Source organism: Salmonella sp. 32031103-2018-00083-FB-01-SM-01 (genome assembly GCF_017571995.1).
Classification (GTDB): Bacteria; Pseudomonadota; Gammaproteobacteria; order Enterobacterales; family Enterobacteriaceae; genus Salmonella; species Salmonella enterica.
Window position 1 is genome coordinate 1199544 of the sequence record NZ_JAGEQL010000001.1, and the last position, 15423, is coordinate 1214966.

A 15423-nucleotide genomic window follows, 5' to 3' on the forward strand; every position below is an offset into this window, starting at 1 on the left:
TCCATATCCGGACTGCTAAATAACGGCTAAAAGTCATATTCTATCTCTCCCTGATACATTGCTATTACTGGGTTAAATTAATTCATTGAAATTATTTTAAATAACCCAATCATTATATAAAATGGAGTTTTAGATGAAAATTTCTGGCAAGTTATTGTCCGCGGCTTTGGCTTCCGTACTGGTGTTCTCTCTTGCTGGCTGTGGCGATAAAGAAGAATCAAAGACCTTTAACGCAAACCTGGCGGGGACAGAAATTTCAATTACCTACACCTATAAAGGTGACAAAATCATTAAGCAGACGTCTGAAAGTAAAATCAGCTATGCCACTGTAGGCGCTAAAACGAAAGAAGATGCCGCCAAAATTCTCGATCCGCTGAGCGCGAAATATAAAAATATCGCCGGAGTGGAAGAAAAATTAACCTATGAAGATACCTATGCCCAGGAAAACGTCTCTGTGGATATGGAAAAAGTGGACTTTAAAGCGTTACAGGGAATCTCTGGGACAATGGTGTCCGGCGATACCAGCAAAGGTATCAGCATGAAACAAACCCAGACGCTGCTGGAAGCCGCTGGTTTTAAAGAAGCGAAATAACTGGCAGGCATAATGTATTGCATCGACTGATAAAGTCGCTCAGGGCGCTGCTTCGGCAGCGTCTTTTCTTTATGAATTCCGAAAAAAGACAGCCTCGCTGTAAGTCCCCTCGCCAAAGCCTATAATCCCTGAATTCCTGGCTACACCAATACTTAACGACAAGGAATTGTTATGCGGATTCTACGCCTTATGGCGCTGCCACTATTCGCGCTCTCTCTATCGGTTAGCATAACTGGCTGCGATCAGAAAAACGATACTCTCCAGGGAAAGCAAAATAACATGACAGCGTTTATCAAAAAGATAGCCGCTAACAAAGAGTCAGAGGAAACACAACGCTATGTAGGTAATCTCAACGGTATTGAAATCAAGTTAACCTATTACTACAAAGGGGATATCGTTTTACGTCAAGCATCTGAAAATAAAATACTTTATAAGATCCTGAAAGCCAATAATAAAGAAGAAGCACAAAAAATGCTAAGTCAAGTCAGCGACTCTTATCAGGGTATACCGGGTTTGACTGAGCGAATCGACTATTATGATAGCTATGCTACGGAATATGTGAATATTGATTTTACCCAGGCAAAAATGAGCGACCTCTGTAAATTGCCAGGATCATCAATTGACAACTGTTCCGCGCACTATCTGTCAATGATTCGCTCGCAGAAGCTGTTGGAAGAGAGCGGGTATCATAGAATCAATTAGTATAATAATGCGTTTTCCCGGTCAGACAGGACGCTGCCGGGAACAATACCGCAGAATTACTTCGCCGCGTGTTCACGAGCCGCCAGACCGCGCAGAAAATAACGCATAAACTGATCGCCGCATTCGCGGAAGTTCTTATGATCCGGCGCGCGCATCATCGCGGTGATCTCTGGCATCGAGACACGAAACAACTGATCGGTAAGTATCGCCAGGATATCATCTGTTTTTAGCGAAAAGGCGATACGCAGCTTTTTCAGCACAATATTGTTGTTGATACGACGTTCCGCCGTCAATGCAGGCGCCGCCTCATCTTTGCCGCGTTTTTCATAAATGAGGCCATTGAGAAATGAGGACAACACGATATCCGGGCAACGCTGAAACCCCTCTTCCTCTTCTTTGCGCAACCAGATTGCAATCTGCTCCGGCGTAGCATCAACGTTACCCAGCGCCAGGATGCGCGCCAGATCGGTATTATTAGCTTTTAAAATGTAGCGCACGCTACGCAGAATATCGTTACTCAGCATGAGGCCTTCGGTCGTTTCTATGGCAAAACGATATTCTAACAGTCTTTTACAGGCCAATCGCCTCTTTTAAACTTTTCAGATAGCGACGGCTTACCGGCACCGTCAGGCCGTTGCGTAAAATCAGCTCTGCCTGCCCATTATCCTCCAGCCGAATTTCTTGCAAATGGGCCATATTCACCAGAAACTGACGATGACAACGCAGTAGCGGCGTCCGGCTTTCCAGCGTGCGCAGCGTCAGCTCGGTAAACCCCTCTTTACCTTCACTGCTGGTCACATAAACGCCGCTCATACGGCTACTGACAAAGGCGACATCATCCATTTGCAACAAATAGATCCGGCTGTGTCCGGTACAGGGAATGAATTTAAGCGCCTGCTGGTTTTCCGGCAGCAACGAAACATCCTGTTTACTGCGCTCCTGACGCAGACGATGTAACGTTTTTTCCAGCCGTTTCTCCTCTATCGGCTTGAGCAGATAATCAAAAGCGTGTTCTTCAAAGGCTTTGATGGCGTATTCGTCAAACGCGGTTAAAAAAACGATATACGGGCGGTGTTCCGGGTCAAGCATTCCTACCATCTCCAGTCCACTGATACGCGGCATCTGAATATCCAGAAACAGCACATCAGGTCGCAGCTTATGTACCGCGCCAATCGCTTCTACCGCATTCGCGCACTCTCCCACAATCTCAATGTCATCCTGCCCCTGGAGCAAAATCCGCAGATTTTCCCGCGCTAACGGCTCATCATCCACAATCAGCACTTTAATCATGCGTCCTCCTCCAGTGGAAGTCGTAATGTAATTCGGGTAAAATAGTCCGGCTCGCAGGCCACGCTAATACCATAATCATCGCCAAAGTGTTCGCGCAGACGTTTATCCACCAGACTCATCCCCAGCCCGCTACTGCCGGCGGAAGGCTGATACAGTCCCGCATTATCTTCAATATCTAACATCAAATGCTGCCCTTCGCGCCGGGCGCGAATAGCGACGTTACCGGTATCAAGCAGTTGCGACGTGCCATGTTTAATGGCGTTCTCAACAATCGGCTGTAATGTAAACGCAGGCAATTTCTGACGTGAAAGCGTCGATGGAACATCAAGCTGTACCTGCAGACGCGACTGAAAACGCGCTTTTTCAATTTGCAGATAAGCGTTCACGTGTTCAATTTCATCCGCCAGCGTGACAATTTCCGACGGGCGTTTTAAATTTTTGCGAAAAAAAGTCGACAAGTATTGCACCAGTTGGCTGGCCTGTTCGCTGTCGCGGCGAATCACCGCTTTAATGGTATTGAGCGCATTAAACAGAAAATGCGGATTCACCTGCGCGTGCAACAGCTTGATCTCTGACTGCGTCAGCAACGCCTTCTGCCGTTCATACTGTCCGGCCAGGATCTGCGCGGATAAAAGCTGTGCAATACCCTCTCCCAGGGTGCGGTTAATTGAGCTGAACAGTCGGTTTTTCGCTTCGTACAATTTAATGGTGCCCATGACTCGCTGATTTTCGCCACGCAGCGGGATCACCAGCGTCGAGCCGAGTTTACACTGCGGGTGTAGCGAACAGCGATACGGCACTTCGTTGCCATCGGCATAAACCACCTCTCCGGTTTCAATTGCTTTCAGCGTATAACCTGATGAAATGGGTTTGCCCGGTAGATGGTGATCGTCGCCAATACCAGTAAAAGCCAGCAGTTTTTCGCGATCGGTGATGGCGACGGCGCCGATATCCAGCTCCTGATATAATACCTGCGCCACCTTCATACTGTTCACTTCGTTAAATCCCTGACGCAGAATCCCCTCCGTTGACGCGGCGACCTTCAGCGCGGTAGCAGAAAATGCCGAGGTATATTTTTCAAACATGGCGCGCTTATCGAGCAAAATACGCATGAACAGCGCGGCGCCAACGGTATTCGTTACCATCATCGGCGCGGCAATATTACTGACCAGATGCAGGGCATCGTCAAACGGCCTGGCTATCAATAAAATAATCAGCATCTGCACCAGTTCGGCAACACACGTAATTGCTCCCGCCGTCAGCGGGCTAAACACTTTGTCCGGGCGTCCGCGACGTATGAGAACGCTGTGTACCAACCCGCCCAGCAGCCCTTCGACGATGGTGGAAATCATACAGCTCAGCGCCGTCATGCCGCCCATAGAATACCGATGTAACCCACCGGTCAGACCGACCAGCCCGCCGACGACCGGTCCGCCGAGTAGGCCGCCCATCACCGCGCCAATCGCACGGGTATTGGCAATCGAATCTTCGATATGCAGCCCAAAATAAGTGCCCATAATGCAGAAGATAGAAAACGTGACGTAACACAGAAGCTTGTGCGGCAGACGAACCGTGACCTGCATAAGCGGGATGAACAGGCGCGTTTTACTCATTAGCCACGCAATGACCAGAAACACGCACATCTGCTGAAGCAGCAGCAACACCAGATTAAACTCGTACATACCCGCAAACCACACTTCAATTAAAAGCGCGTAACATACATTGAGTACGATTAACTTTCTTTGAACTGTTGCATAAAAATATGAATTCGTGAATACGATCACTTAAACGCCGCGCCGCAACCCGCTACTTCGCGTTTTAATGCATAAAAAACAGGCAAAACTTCCTGGTTCCTAAAAGAGCGTCTAAAGTTAAACCGGGACCTCGCGAGCAAGGGTGAAACGATGGCGCTTTACACAATTGGTGAAGTGGCTTTGCTTTGTGATATCAATCCTGTCACGTTGCGCGCGTGGCAGAGACGTTATGGACTTTTAAAACCACAGCGAACGGATGGCGGTCATCGTCTGTTTAACGATGCCGATATCGACAGAATCCGCGAAATCAAGCGCTGGATAGATAACGGCGTCCAGGTCAGCAAAGTCAAAGTGCTGCTCAGTAGCGACAGTAGCGAACAACCTAACGGCTGGCGCGAACAGCAGGAGATCCTGCTGCACTACCTGCAAAGCAGTAATCTGCACAGTTTACGGCTATGGGTCAAAGAACGCGGTCAGGATTATCCAGCCCAAACATTGACCACTAACCTGTTCGTCCCCCTGCGGCGACGGTTACAGTGCCAACAACCCGCCCTTCAGGCGCTGCTCGGCATTCTTGACGGTATCCTGATCAACTATATTGCGCTCTGCCTGGCGTCTGCGCGTAAGAAACAGGGAAAAGATGCGTTGGTGATCGGCTGGAATATCCATGATACCACCCGCCTGTGGCTGGAAGGTTGGGTCGCCAGCCAACAGGGATGGCGAATCGACGTGCTGGCGCACTCGCTTAGCCAGTTCCGCCCGGAACTGTTTGACGGCAAGACGTTACTGGTATGGTGCGGAGAAAACCAGACGCTGGCGCAGCAGCAACAACTCCTGGCATGGCGCGCCCAGGGACGCGACATTCATCCCCTAGGCGTTTAAACAGCAGCCAACAAATTCGCTTTAATGTATACTCCTTTTATTAACATAAGGAGTACATAATGCGCGTAGCGAAAATCGGGGTGATCGCCCTTTTCCTGCTGATGGCTATTGGCGGTATCGGCGGCGTGATGCTGGCAGGTTACAGTTTTATTTTGCGTGCCGGGTAAGCGCGCGCGTCAGCCTTTCAAACAGGCGATCGATAATGATCGCCGCCAGCGCCACCAGCAGCGCCCCCTGGATAACATAGGCCGTATTAAAGCCGCTAAGCCCGATAATGATCGGCGTGCCTAACGTACTGGCCCCCACCGTTGAAGCGATGGTCGCCGTACCAATATTGATAATCACCGAGGTTCGAATGCCCGCCAGAATCACCGGCGCGGCCAGCGGCAGCTCAACCTGATACAACTGTTGGCGACGGCTCATTCCCATACCGCTGGCAACGCTCATCACGCTGGCAGGCACCGCGCCCAGCCCGGCCAGGGTCGCCTGCAGGATGGGCAACACCCCATACAGGATCAAGGCGATAATGGCCGGTTGCTGACCAAAACCCATGACGGGTACCGCGATCGCCAGTACCGCGACCGGCGGAAAGGTCTGCCCGACGGCAGCGATAGTCTCCACCAGGGGACGAAACTCCTTCCCACTTTCTCGCGTGACCGCAATCCCTGCGCCGACGCCCACCACGACGGCAAACAAACTTGAGATGCCCACCAACCAGAAATGGGCGAGCGCGAGGGCGGCAAAACTCTCCTGTTGGTAGACCGGGCGCGGTAAATCGGGAAACAGCGCGGCGAAGAACGGCTGGCTATAAGGCAATCCAAACAGCAGAAGCAAGAACAGAACAATAAGCCAGAGAAGCGGATCACACAGTCGTTTCACGGGGGGACGTCTCCGAAAGCAGATCGCGGAAATGGAGCGTACCGCAGGGCTCGCCCTGCTGATTCGCCACCGGCAGGACGTCGCACCGGCGGGCGACAAACATCGATAGCGCATCGCGTAACGTCATCTCTTCCACCAGCGCGTCGCCGCTGAGCTGTTCATGCCGACGTACATAATCGCCTACGCTACGTAACGAAAGCAGCCTTACGCCCAGCTCGCTGCGGCCAAAAAACGCCTGCACGAAATCATTTTCCGGCGAGGTCAGCATAGAAAGCGGCGATCCCTGTTGGATAACGTGGCCCCCGTCCATCAGCACCAGATGGTCGGCGAGGCGTAGCGCCTCGTCGATGTCGTGCGTCACCAGTACGATGGTGCGCCCCAGTAGCTGATGAATGCGGGTCATCTCCTGCTGCAATGCGCCGCGCGTTACCGGATCAAGCGCGCCGAAAGGCTCGTCCATCAGCAATACCTGCGGATCGGCAGCCAGCGCCCGCGCAACGCCGACCCGCTGCTGTTGCCCGCCGGAAAGCTGATGCGGATAACGATCGCGTAGCGCGCTTTCCAGACCCAATAATGCCATCAGTTCGTCAATACGATCGTTAATCCGCGCACGCGACCATTTTTGTAGTTGCGGTACGGTGGCGATATTTTGCGCCACCGTCCAGTGGGGAAAAAGACCGATAGACTGAATGGCATAGCCCATGCGACGGCGCAGTTCAAGCACCGGCAGGCTGCGGATCTCTTCCCCGGCAAAACGGATCGTTCCGCTATCATGCTCTACCAACCGGTTAATCATCTTCAGAGTGGTCGATTTTCCCGAGCCGGAGGTGCCAATTAACACCGAAAAGCTGCCTTCGCTAAAATGCAAATTGAGGTCGCTAACAGCCTGTTGATCGCCGAAGGTTTTACTGACATGGTTAAATTCAATCATCGGTTGCTCCCTTCAAAAACGCGATCCATAAATCAAACAGCGCGTCGATCACTACCGCCAGCGCAATCACCGGAATGACGCCCAACAGGACTAAATCAATGGCGCTGCTCAATAGCCCCTGAAACACCAGCGCGCCGAAACCTCCCGCGCCAATCAGCGCGGCGACGACGGCCATTCCTACTGTCTGGACCATTACTACCCGCAGGCTACGTAAAAAGACCGGCAGCGCCAGCGGCAGTTGCACATGCCTGAAGCGCTGGCCGCTACTCATTCCCATTGCTTTTGCGCTCTCCAGCACATCGCGCGGCACCTGATTGAGCCCGGCGACCACGCCGCGCACCAGCGGCAATAGCGCATAGAGCACCAGAGCTATCAGCGCAGGCGTCATGCCGGTTCCCGCGACGCCGAATGCGGCAAGCCACGGAAACTGTTTCACCAGCCCGGCCAACGGCGCAATCAGCAGGCCAAACAGCGCGACGGAAGGGATAGTCTGGATCACATTCAGTACGGTAAACACCGGCCCCTGGCGTGAGGCGGAAAAATAACACCAGACGCCCAACGGTAGTCCGATCGCCAGCGCCGGCAGCACCGTGCCCGCCAGTAACATCAAATGTTGCACCAGCGCGGCATCGAAAACATCCTGGCGATTGGTATACTCTTTCAGAAGCGAGAGGTTGTCGAACGTGCCTGAAAACAGCAGCGCCAGCGGGACAATGACAATTTGCGCGTGCAGCAACCAGCGCCACAGCGGCCCAGTGGTAATACGGCGGATCGCATCGCTACAGGCCAGCAGCATCAGACCGAGGCCCAGCCACAATCCACTTCCCAGACTGGTACGCGCCAGCGGACTGCCCTCCTGCGCCAACTGGGTCGCCGCCCTGCCGACTCCCCACAGCATGACAATAAAAAGCGTCTGCGCCATCATCAGCGTCAGTACGCTACCGCGTTTACCGGGTATAAAGCACAGCGTAAACAGCGCGCATCCCGCGCCAGTCAGCATCCAGATGGTCGCCGGCCAGATCTCCCATAACTGGCGCCCCTCGCCGCTCACCAGACGATTCGGGGCGTAATTAATGAAAGGCAGCGCGACAGCAAGCAGGGTCAGAACAACCAACAGCAACAGCACACGATTAACCGTAATTTTTTTGGCAGCGTCACTCACAGATTACTTCACCCACCCTTTTTGTCGGAGGTAATCTGCGGCGACTTTTTTCGCATCCAGCCCTTCTACGGCGATTCTGGCGTTCAACTGTTGCAGCGTTTTCTCATCAAGGCTGGCGAAAACGGGTTGCAGCCAGTCGGCTATCTGAGGATAGGCCTGTAACACCGATTCACGTACTACCGGCGCGGGGGCATAGATAGGCTGGACGCCTTTCGGATCGCTCAGGGTTTGCAGACCCAGCGCGGCGACCGGGCCGTCGGTACCATACGCCATCGCGGCGTTAACGCCGGATGTTTGTTGCGCGGCGGCTTTGATCGTGACCGCCGTATCGCCGCCCGCCAGCGACAAGAGCTGGTTCTGATTCAAGGTAAAATCATAGGCTTTTTCAAATGCCGGCAGCGCATCCGCCCGTTCGATAAATTCCGCAGACGCCGCCAGTTTAAAAGTGCCGCCCTCTTTCAGATAACGGCTGAGATCGGCAAGCGAGGAGAGTTTATTTTTTTCCGCGATGTCCTGGCGTACCGCGATGGTCCAGGTGTTATTTGCCGGCGCAGGCGTCAACCAGACCAGCTTATTCTGCTCCGCATCCAGTTTTTTGACTTTCTCAAAGCCTTGCTTTGCATTCTTCCATGCCGGATCGTTTTCATCTTTAAAAAAGAACGCCCCGTTACCGGTGTATTCCGGATAGATATCCAGCTCTCCGGCGGTAATCGCGCCACGAACGACTGGCGTGGTCCCGAGCTGAATTTTATTGACCGTTTTAACGCCGTGGCTTTCCAGTACCTGCAAAATCATGTTGCCGAGCAGCGCGCCTTCGGTATCAATCTTTGACCCGACCGTCACGGGCGATGCCGCCTGTAGAGGTAAACTCACCGTCGCCAGCAACGCCAGCGAACTTACCCATAGCTTTGAGATCGTCATGATGCTTTCCTCATCCTTTTACGGCCTTTTTCAGAGACTTGAGAAAAAAGCATAGTTGAAAAGTCTGCGTTTAACCTGGGATTTTCCGCCAGTGTAAGTGACGTGACTGGTAATAAAAGGGGGGACAGGAAAAGTCATTGCCAGACAGGGCGCAGCTATCGCGCCCTGTTGACGGCAGGCTTACAGTAGTTCGAACGATCCTTGTTTAACGCGAGCGGAATCCACGCCGATAAAGACGTTGAACTTGCCGGGTTCCGCGTCATATTTCATCTGCTGATTCCAGAACTTCAACGCCTCGATATCAATCGGGAAACTCACGATTTTACGTTCGCCGGGTTTGAGGGTGATTTTTTCAAAGCCTTTTAATTGCTTCACCGGGCGGCTCATTGACGCCGTGACATCCTGTAAGTACATCTGGATGACCGTTGCCCCTTCGCGTTTACCGGTGTTCGTGACCTCTACGCTGGCCGTGACTTTGCCGTCGCGTTGCATTGTCGGTGAGGAGAGCGTGACGTCAGACACCGTAAATGTGGTGTAGCTCAGACCGTAACCAAACGGATAGAGCGGGCCATTCGCTTCGTCAAAATAGCGTGAGGTATATTTGTTTGGCTTTTCAGGATTATACGGGCGTCCCGTATTGAGATGGCTGTAATAGACCGGAATTTGTCCCACCGAACGCGGGAAAGATATCGGCAGTTTCCCTGACGGGTTGTAATCGCCAAACAGCACATCGGCAATGGCGTTACCGCCTTCCGTCCCGGCAAACCAGGTCTCCAGAATCGCATCGGCCTGTTGATCTTCTTTTACCAGCGCCAGCGGTCTGCCGTTCATTAATACCAGTACCAGCGGCTTACCGGTGGCTTTCAGAGCGGTGATTAAGTCGCGCTGACTCTGCGGAATGGTGATATTGGTACGACTGGAGGCTTCATGCGCCATCCCCTGCGACTCGCCTACCACTGCGACCACCACATCGGCCTGTTTCGCCGCCTGCACCGCCTCATCAATCATCGCCTGCGGTGAACGCGGATCGATTTTCACCGCCTCTTCATACAGGTTTAAGAAATCGACGATGTCTTTATCGTTAGTGATATTCGCCCCTTTGGCATAGAGGATCTTCGCCCCGTCGCCGACGGCATTTTGAATACCCGCCAGCACCGTCACCGACTGATTCGCGACCCCAGCAGCAGACCAGCTCCCCATGACATCACGTTGACTGTCGGCCAGCGGCCCAACAACAGCAATGGTGCCCGATTTTTTCAACGGCAGCGTTTCCAGCCGGTTTTTCAGCAGTACCACACTTTCCCGCGCCACTTCCCGCGCCTCTTTACGATGCAGGCGGCTTTCGGCGTTGGTGTCCACCGGGTCGCTCTCTTTCGGCCCCAGATGGCTATAGGGGTCGTTAAACAATCCCATGTCATATTTTACGTTGAGCACATGGCGCGTCGCGTCGTCCAGTTCCGCCATCGTCACTTTGCCCGACTTAATCAGGCCCGGCAGATATTTGCTGTAATACTCATCCGCCATGCTCATATCCACCCCTGCCTTTAGCGCCACGCGCACCGCATCTTCCGGGTCGGCCGCGGTACCGTGTTTAATCAGTTCTTTAATAGCGCCGTGGTCGGAAACGGTAATTCCCTTAAAGCCCCACTCATCGCGCAGGACATCTTTCAATAGCCAGGAATCTGACGTCGCAGGCGTACCGTTCAGCGAGTTCAGCGCCACCATCACCGCACCGCTCCCCGCATCCAGCCCCGCTTTGTACGGCGGCATGTAGTCATTAAACAGACGCTGGGAACTCATATCCACGGTGTTGTATTCTTTACCGCCTTCAACGGCGCCATAGGCGGCAAAATGTTTCACGCTGGTCATCACCGAATAGCGATCCGCCGGACTTTTGCCCTGCATCGCTTTCACCATGGTTTCGCCCATGATGGAGGTTAAATATGTATCTTCGCCAAAGCCTTCGGAGGCGCGTCCCCAACGCGGATCGCGGGAGACATCCACCATCGGTGCCCAGGTCATATTCAGACCGTCGTCCGCCGCTTCATACGCCGATACGCGTCCTACGGTTCTTACCGCATCCAGATTAAAAGAAGAAGCCAGACCGAGGCTTATTGGGAAGACGGTTCGCTGGCCGTGTACCACGTCATAGGCAAAAAAGAGAGGAATTTTCAGGCGGCTCAATGCCATCACCTGATCCTGCATTTGACGGATATCCTGGCGGGTGACGGTATTGAAAATCGCCCCTACCTGCCCGTCTTTGATCATCTCGCGGATCGCTTCTTTCGGGTTATCAGGGCCGACGCTAATCAGACGTAACTGACCAATTTTTTCATCGACAGTCATTTTCTTGAGTAAATCCGTGACGAACGCGTCGCGCGCTTCAGGCGTCAGCGGGTGATTGCCAAACAGGTTTTCCGCCAATGCTGGCTGCATCGCCAGACTCACAGCAACACCTACTGAACATAACCATTTCATGTTGAGTCTCTCTTTATCTTTATCCCGACGAGGCGGTAAAAACAGAATAAAAACCGCAGTTTGCCATAAGCCTAAACGCGAGAGGAGAAGAAAGCGAAGGTTATTCTCCTAATTTTCCGCACAGTCGAATACGCAGCCGCCAGCAAATGGTATCAAGGCGGCAAATGAATACTACCAACACAGATACAATTTGAATGAGAAAGCGTATTGTCATACAAAGCGCTATGCTTAACGCTGATATTTTGTCCCACCACAAGGAGTGGAGAATGTCTTCCATAACAATGACTGATAATAAAACGTTCCTGAATGAGCTGGCCCGCCTGGTAGGCCATTCTCACCTGCTGACAGACCCCGCCAAAACCGCCCGCTATCGCAAGGGTTTCCGTTCCGGTCAGGGCGACGCGCTGGCCGTTGTTTTCCCGGGTTCATTACTGGAACTGTGGCGTGTGCTCAACGCCTGCGTTAACGCTGACAAAATTATTCTGATGCAGGCCGCCAACACCGGTCTGACGGAAGGCTCCACGCCGAACGGCAACGACTACGATCGCGATATTGTGATTATCAGCACTCAGCGGCTGGATAAGCTGCACTTACTGGATAACGGCCAACAGGTTCTGGCCTGGCCCGGTACGACGCTCTATGCGCTGGAAAAAGCGCTTAAACCGCTGGGCCGTGAACCGCACTCGGTGATTGGTTCGTCGTGTATCGGCGCGTCGGTCATCGGCGGCATCTGTAATAACTCCGGCGGCTCGCTGGTGCAGCGCGGCCCGGCCTATACCGAGATGTCGCTCTTTGCCCGTATTGACGAGCAAGGCAAACTGCAACTGGTCAATCATCTGGGTATCGATCTTGGGCATACGCCGGAGCAGATCCTGAGCAAGCTGGATGACGAACGGATTAAAGATGAGGATGTGCGTCACGATGGTCGTCATGCGCACGATCACGACTATGTGACGCGGGTACGAGATATCAACGCCGATACGCCCGCCCGCTATAACGCCGACCCGGACCGTTTGTTTGAATCTTCCGGCTGCGCCGGAAAACTGGCGGTTTTTGCCGTTCGCCTTGATACCTTTGCAGCGGAAAAAAATCAGCAGGTTTTTTATATCGGCACCAATCAGCCCGCGGTACTGACTGAAATCCGTCGGCATATTCTGGCGAACTTCGACAATCTGCCAGTGGCGGGAGAATATATGCATCGCGATATCTACGATATTGCGGAGCAGTACGGTAAAGATACCTTTCTGATGATCGATAAACTCGGCACCGACAAGATGCCATTCTTTTTCACGCTAAAAGGCCGAACCGATGCGATGCTGGAAAAAGTAAAATTTTTCCGTCCGCATTTCACCGACCGCGCGATGCAGAAATTCGGCCATCTGTTTCCCAGCCATCTGCCGCCGCGAATGAAAAACTGGCGCGATAAATATGAGCATCATCTGCTGTTAAAAATGGCGGGAGACGGCGTCGCAGAAGCGCAACGCTGGCTGAATGAATTTTTTAAATCCGCTGAGGGCGGTTTCTTCACCTGTACGCCGGAAGAAGGCAGCAAAGCCTTCCTGCACCGCTTCGCCGCTGCTGGCGCGGCGATTCGTTATCAGGCCGTACACGCTGATGAAGTGGAAGATATCCTGGCGCTGGATATCGCTCTGCGCCGCAACGATACCGACTGGTTCGAGCATCTGCCGCCGGAAATCGACAGCCAACTGGTACATAAACTCTATTACGGTCACTTTATGTGCCACGTTTTTCATCAGGACTATATCGTGAAGAAAGGCGTCGACGTCCATGCGCTGAAAGCGCAAATGCTGGAGCTGTTGCAGGCGCGCGGGGCACAATACCCGGCGGAGCACAACGTGGGACATCTGTATAAAGCGCCGGAAACGCTGACGCGTTTTTATCGGCAAAATGACCCAACCAACAGTATGAACCCCGGTATCGGCAAAACGAGTAAGCGGAAATTCTGGCAGGAAAATACGCCCGACGAAACGCATTAACACCGTGCGGTTTACCGTGAATGCCCGGCGGCGCGATGCCTGCCGGGCCTGCGGCGACTTAATCGTTCTGTGCGGTTTGCGCTCCGGCGCTGGCGCTGGCTGCCGCCATTTGCGCGGCTTTTTGCTTTTTATAGCTCAGCGCGGCAGCCGGAACGGGCATGACTTTACCGGTTTCAATCCATGTACGCAGGCGACTGGCGTCCGCAAAGTGGGTATATTTGCCGAACGCGTCCATGACCACCAGCGCGACCGGTTTGTTATTGATCACGGTACGCATCACCAGGCAATGCCCCGCCGCATTGGTAAAACCGGTTTTCGTTAACTGGATATTCCAGTTATCACGGTAGACCAAATGGTTGGTATTGCGAAACGGCAGCGTATACGCCGGATGCGAGAATGTCGCCATGTCTTCGCGCGTGGTGCTTAGCTGGCCAATCAGCGGGTATTGCTTCGTGGCAATCAGCAGTTTTGTTAAATCCCGCGCGGTCGAGACGTTATGAATCGACAGCCCCGTCGGCTCAACGAAGCGGGTATGCGTCATGCCCAGCGCTTTCGCCTTCGCATTCATCGCTTTAATAAACGCGTTATAACCGCCGGGATAATAGTGCGCCAGGCTTGCCGCCGCACGGTTTTCGGATGACATCAACGCCAGCAGCAACATATTTTTGCGGCTAATTTCGCTGTTCAGGCGCACGCGGGAGTAAACCCCTTTCATTTCCGGCGTCTGGCTGATATCGACCTTCAGTATTTCATCCAGCGGCAATCGCGCGTCGAGCACGACCATCGCCGTCATTAATTTGGTTATCGAGGCAATCGGACGCACCAGATCCGGGTGGTTCGAATAGATCACTTTATTGGTGTTGAGATCAACAATCATTGCGCTACCGGAGGCAATCTCAGGTTGAGACGCCGCGGTTGTCGCTGCCGTTTTCGCCACGGCCTGCGGGGCAAAAGGTACGGCCAACATCAGAGCAAGGCTCAGGAATGAAGCTCGGAATTTCAGCATGATGAGATTTCTGATAATGATTCACGCGCGTCGTAACGCACACCGCCTGAGCTAAGATTATACTCAAGCTAGCAGTGGCATCATAGCGGCACGCCAGCGTTGCCGCTACAGAAGAATCGTCAGCAAATGCTGCATTGCTGGCTTTTGCGCCAGCCCTTTTTCGCATCAGAACAGGCGGTAGCCGTATCCCCACAGGATCACGGTGATCGCCAGTAGCACCTCCAGGACCAGCACGCCGATAGCGAGCGTCGAACTGGAGAAGCTTAATCCTTCCTCTCTATTAATGTTAAGGAAAGTCGGAATACCCAAATACAGCAAATAGCCGGTGTAAAAGAGCGCGACAGCGCCGACCAAAGCGCATAGCCATACCAGGGGATAGAGCGCCACCAGACCACTTAAAAACAGCGGCGTCGCGACATAGCCGGCAAAAACCATACAGCGCGCAAGCGATGGCCGTTGCGGATAGTTTCGCGCCATCCACCAGATGACGCGTCCCATCACCGCGACGCCCGCCAGCATCACGCCGTAGAACAAGACCGCCAGCGCAAAAGCGGTAAACAGCGAGAGTTGTAACACGTTGCCGTCGCCAAAATTCCAGCCGATTTGCGTCGTGCCGATAAAGGCGCAGACGACGGGAATCGCCGCCATCAGCAAAACATGGTGCGTATAGTGATGCGAAACGGTTTCGTTTTCGCTTTTGATCACCTGCATTTCCCGATCGGGATGGGAAAAAAGCCCCCATACATGGTTCATACTGCCCCCTTCTGCTGCCTTAGATGCCAGTATGTTCAAGTATAATTCAGTTTGTGGTTATTTTATGAGCAATAGC

General features: G+C 53.1%; 15 protein-coding genes. 5 read left to right on the forward strand and 10 right to left on the reverse strand.

Annotated elements, in window-relative coordinates; all coding sequences use genetic code 11:
- The first annotated feature begins 133 nt into the window (after nt 1-133).
- The gene (locus J4614_RS06005) at nt 134-592 is read left to right on the forward strand and encodes a YehR family lipoprotein (protein WP_000703136.1); all 459 of its coding nucleotides are present in this window, start codon (nt 134-136) and stop codon (nt 590-592) included.
- 171 nt (nt 593-763) lie between these two features.
- Nucleotides 764-1294 carry a YehR family lipoprotein gene (locus J4614_RS06010; RefSeq protein WP_001221797.1) on the forward strand — a complete coding sequence of 177 codons (531 nt, stop codon included), beginning with the start codon at nt 764-766 and terminating at the stop codon, nt 1292-1294.
- Nucleotides 1295-1350: 56 nt separating this feature from the next.
- Here J4614_RS06010 and J4614_RS06015 read toward each other — a convergent pair whose 3' ends face one another.
- From J4614_RS06015 to J4614_RS06025, 3 genes are read right to left on the reverse strand one after another with little or no spacing between them, the layout of a single operon-like run.
- Entirely contained in the window at nt 1351-1818 is a 468-nt protein-coding gene (locus J4614_RS06015) for a DUF1456 family protein (protein WP_000950412.1), read from the reverse strand.
- Nucleotides 1819-1864: 46 nt separating this feature from the next.
- Nucleotides 1865-2584, reverse strand: coding sequence for a two-component system response regulator BtsR (gene btsR, locus J4614_RS06020; protein ID WP_000598637.1), 720 nt, complete (start codon nt 2582-2584; stop codon nt 1865-1867).
- A complete protein-coding gene (locus J4614_RS06025; RefSeq protein WP_151340176.1) occupies nt 2581-4266 on the reverse strand; it encodes a sensor histidine kinase in 1686 nt (561 codons plus the stop codon). The genes btsR and J4614_RS06025 overlap by 4 nt, the downstream gene beginning before the upstream one ends.
- Before the next feature lie 222 nt (nt 4267-4488).
- Between J4614_RS06025 and mlrA the strand changes: the two genes are divergently transcribed.
- Nucleotides 4489-5220: an HTH-type transcriptional regulator MlrA gene (mlrA, locus tag J4614_RS06030; RefSeq protein WP_001240418.1), complete on the forward strand. Its 732-nt coding sequence runs from the start codon at nt 4489-4491 to the stop codon at nt 5218-5220.
- Between the two features lie 59 nt (nt 5221-5279).
- Entirely contained in the window at nt 5280-5387 is a 108-nt protein-coding gene (locus J4614_RS06035; RefSeq protein WP_001261696.1) for a protein YohO, read from the forward strand.
- On the opposite strand, the gene J4614_RS06040 is transcribed toward J4614_RS06035, so the two are convergent.
- The 5 genes from J4614_RS06040 to bglX all read right to left on the reverse strand — a co-directional run bounded on the left by J4614_RS06040 (nt 5368) and on the right by bglX (nt 11591).
- Nucleotides 5368-6099, reverse strand: a complete 732-nt coding sequence (locus J4614_RS06040; RefSeq protein ID WP_000824854.1) for an ABC transporter permease — start codon at nt 6097-6099, stop codon at nt 5368-5370. The genes J4614_RS06035 and J4614_RS06040 overlap by 20 nt on opposite strands.
- Nucleotides 6083-7030 (reverse strand): ABC transporter ATP-binding protein, encoded by a 948-nt coding sequence (locus tag J4614_RS06045; RefSeq protein ID WP_000569166.1) that lies wholly within the window; start codon nt 7028-7030, stop codon nt 6083-6085. The genes J4614_RS06040 and J4614_RS06045 overlap by 17 nt, the downstream gene beginning before the upstream one ends.
- Nucleotides 7023-8192, reverse strand: coding sequence for an ABC transporter permease (locus J4614_RS06050; RefSeq protein WP_023137004.1), 1170 nt, complete (start codon nt 8190-8192; stop codon nt 7023-7025). Before J4614_RS06050 ends, J4614_RS06045 begins: the two co-directional genes overlap by 8 nt.
- Nucleotides 8193-8195: 3 nt before the next feature.
- Nucleotides 8196-9113, reverse strand: coding sequence for an ABC transporter substrate-binding protein (locus J4614_RS06055; protein WP_000155876.1), 918 nt, complete (start codon nt 9111-9113; stop codon nt 8196-8198).
- A gap of 180 nt (nt 9114-9293) precedes the next feature.
- Nucleotides 9294-11591 (reverse strand): beta-glucosidase BglX, encoded by a 2298-nt coding sequence (gene bglX / locus J4614_RS06060; RefSeq protein ID WP_208293092.1) that lies wholly within the window; start codon nt 11589-11591, stop codon nt 9294-9296.
- Between the two features lie 266 nt (nt 11592-11857).
- On the opposite strand from bglX, the gene dld reads away from it, so the two are divergent.
- Nucleotides 11858-13588, forward strand: a complete 1731-nt coding sequence (gene dld, locus J4614_RS06065) for a D-lactate dehydrogenase (protein ID WP_000095234.1) — start codon at nt 11858-11860, stop codon at nt 13586-13588.
- 58 nt (nt 13589-13646) lie between these two features.
- On the opposite strand, the gene pbpG is transcribed toward dld, so the two are convergent.
- Nucleotides 13647-14594: a D-alanyl-D-alanine endopeptidase gene (gene pbpG / locus J4614_RS06070; RefSeq protein ID WP_000911555.1), complete on the reverse strand. Its 948-nt coding sequence runs from the start codon at nt 14592-14594 to the stop codon at nt 13647-13649.
- 165 nt (nt 14595-14759) lie between these two features.
- Complete coding sequence (locus J4614_RS06075; RefSeq protein WP_001017057.1) at nt 14760-15347, reverse strand: Yip1 family protein; 588 nt, start codon at nt 15345-15347, stop codon at nt 14760-14762.
- Nucleotides 15348-15423 lie beyond the last annotated feature (76 nt).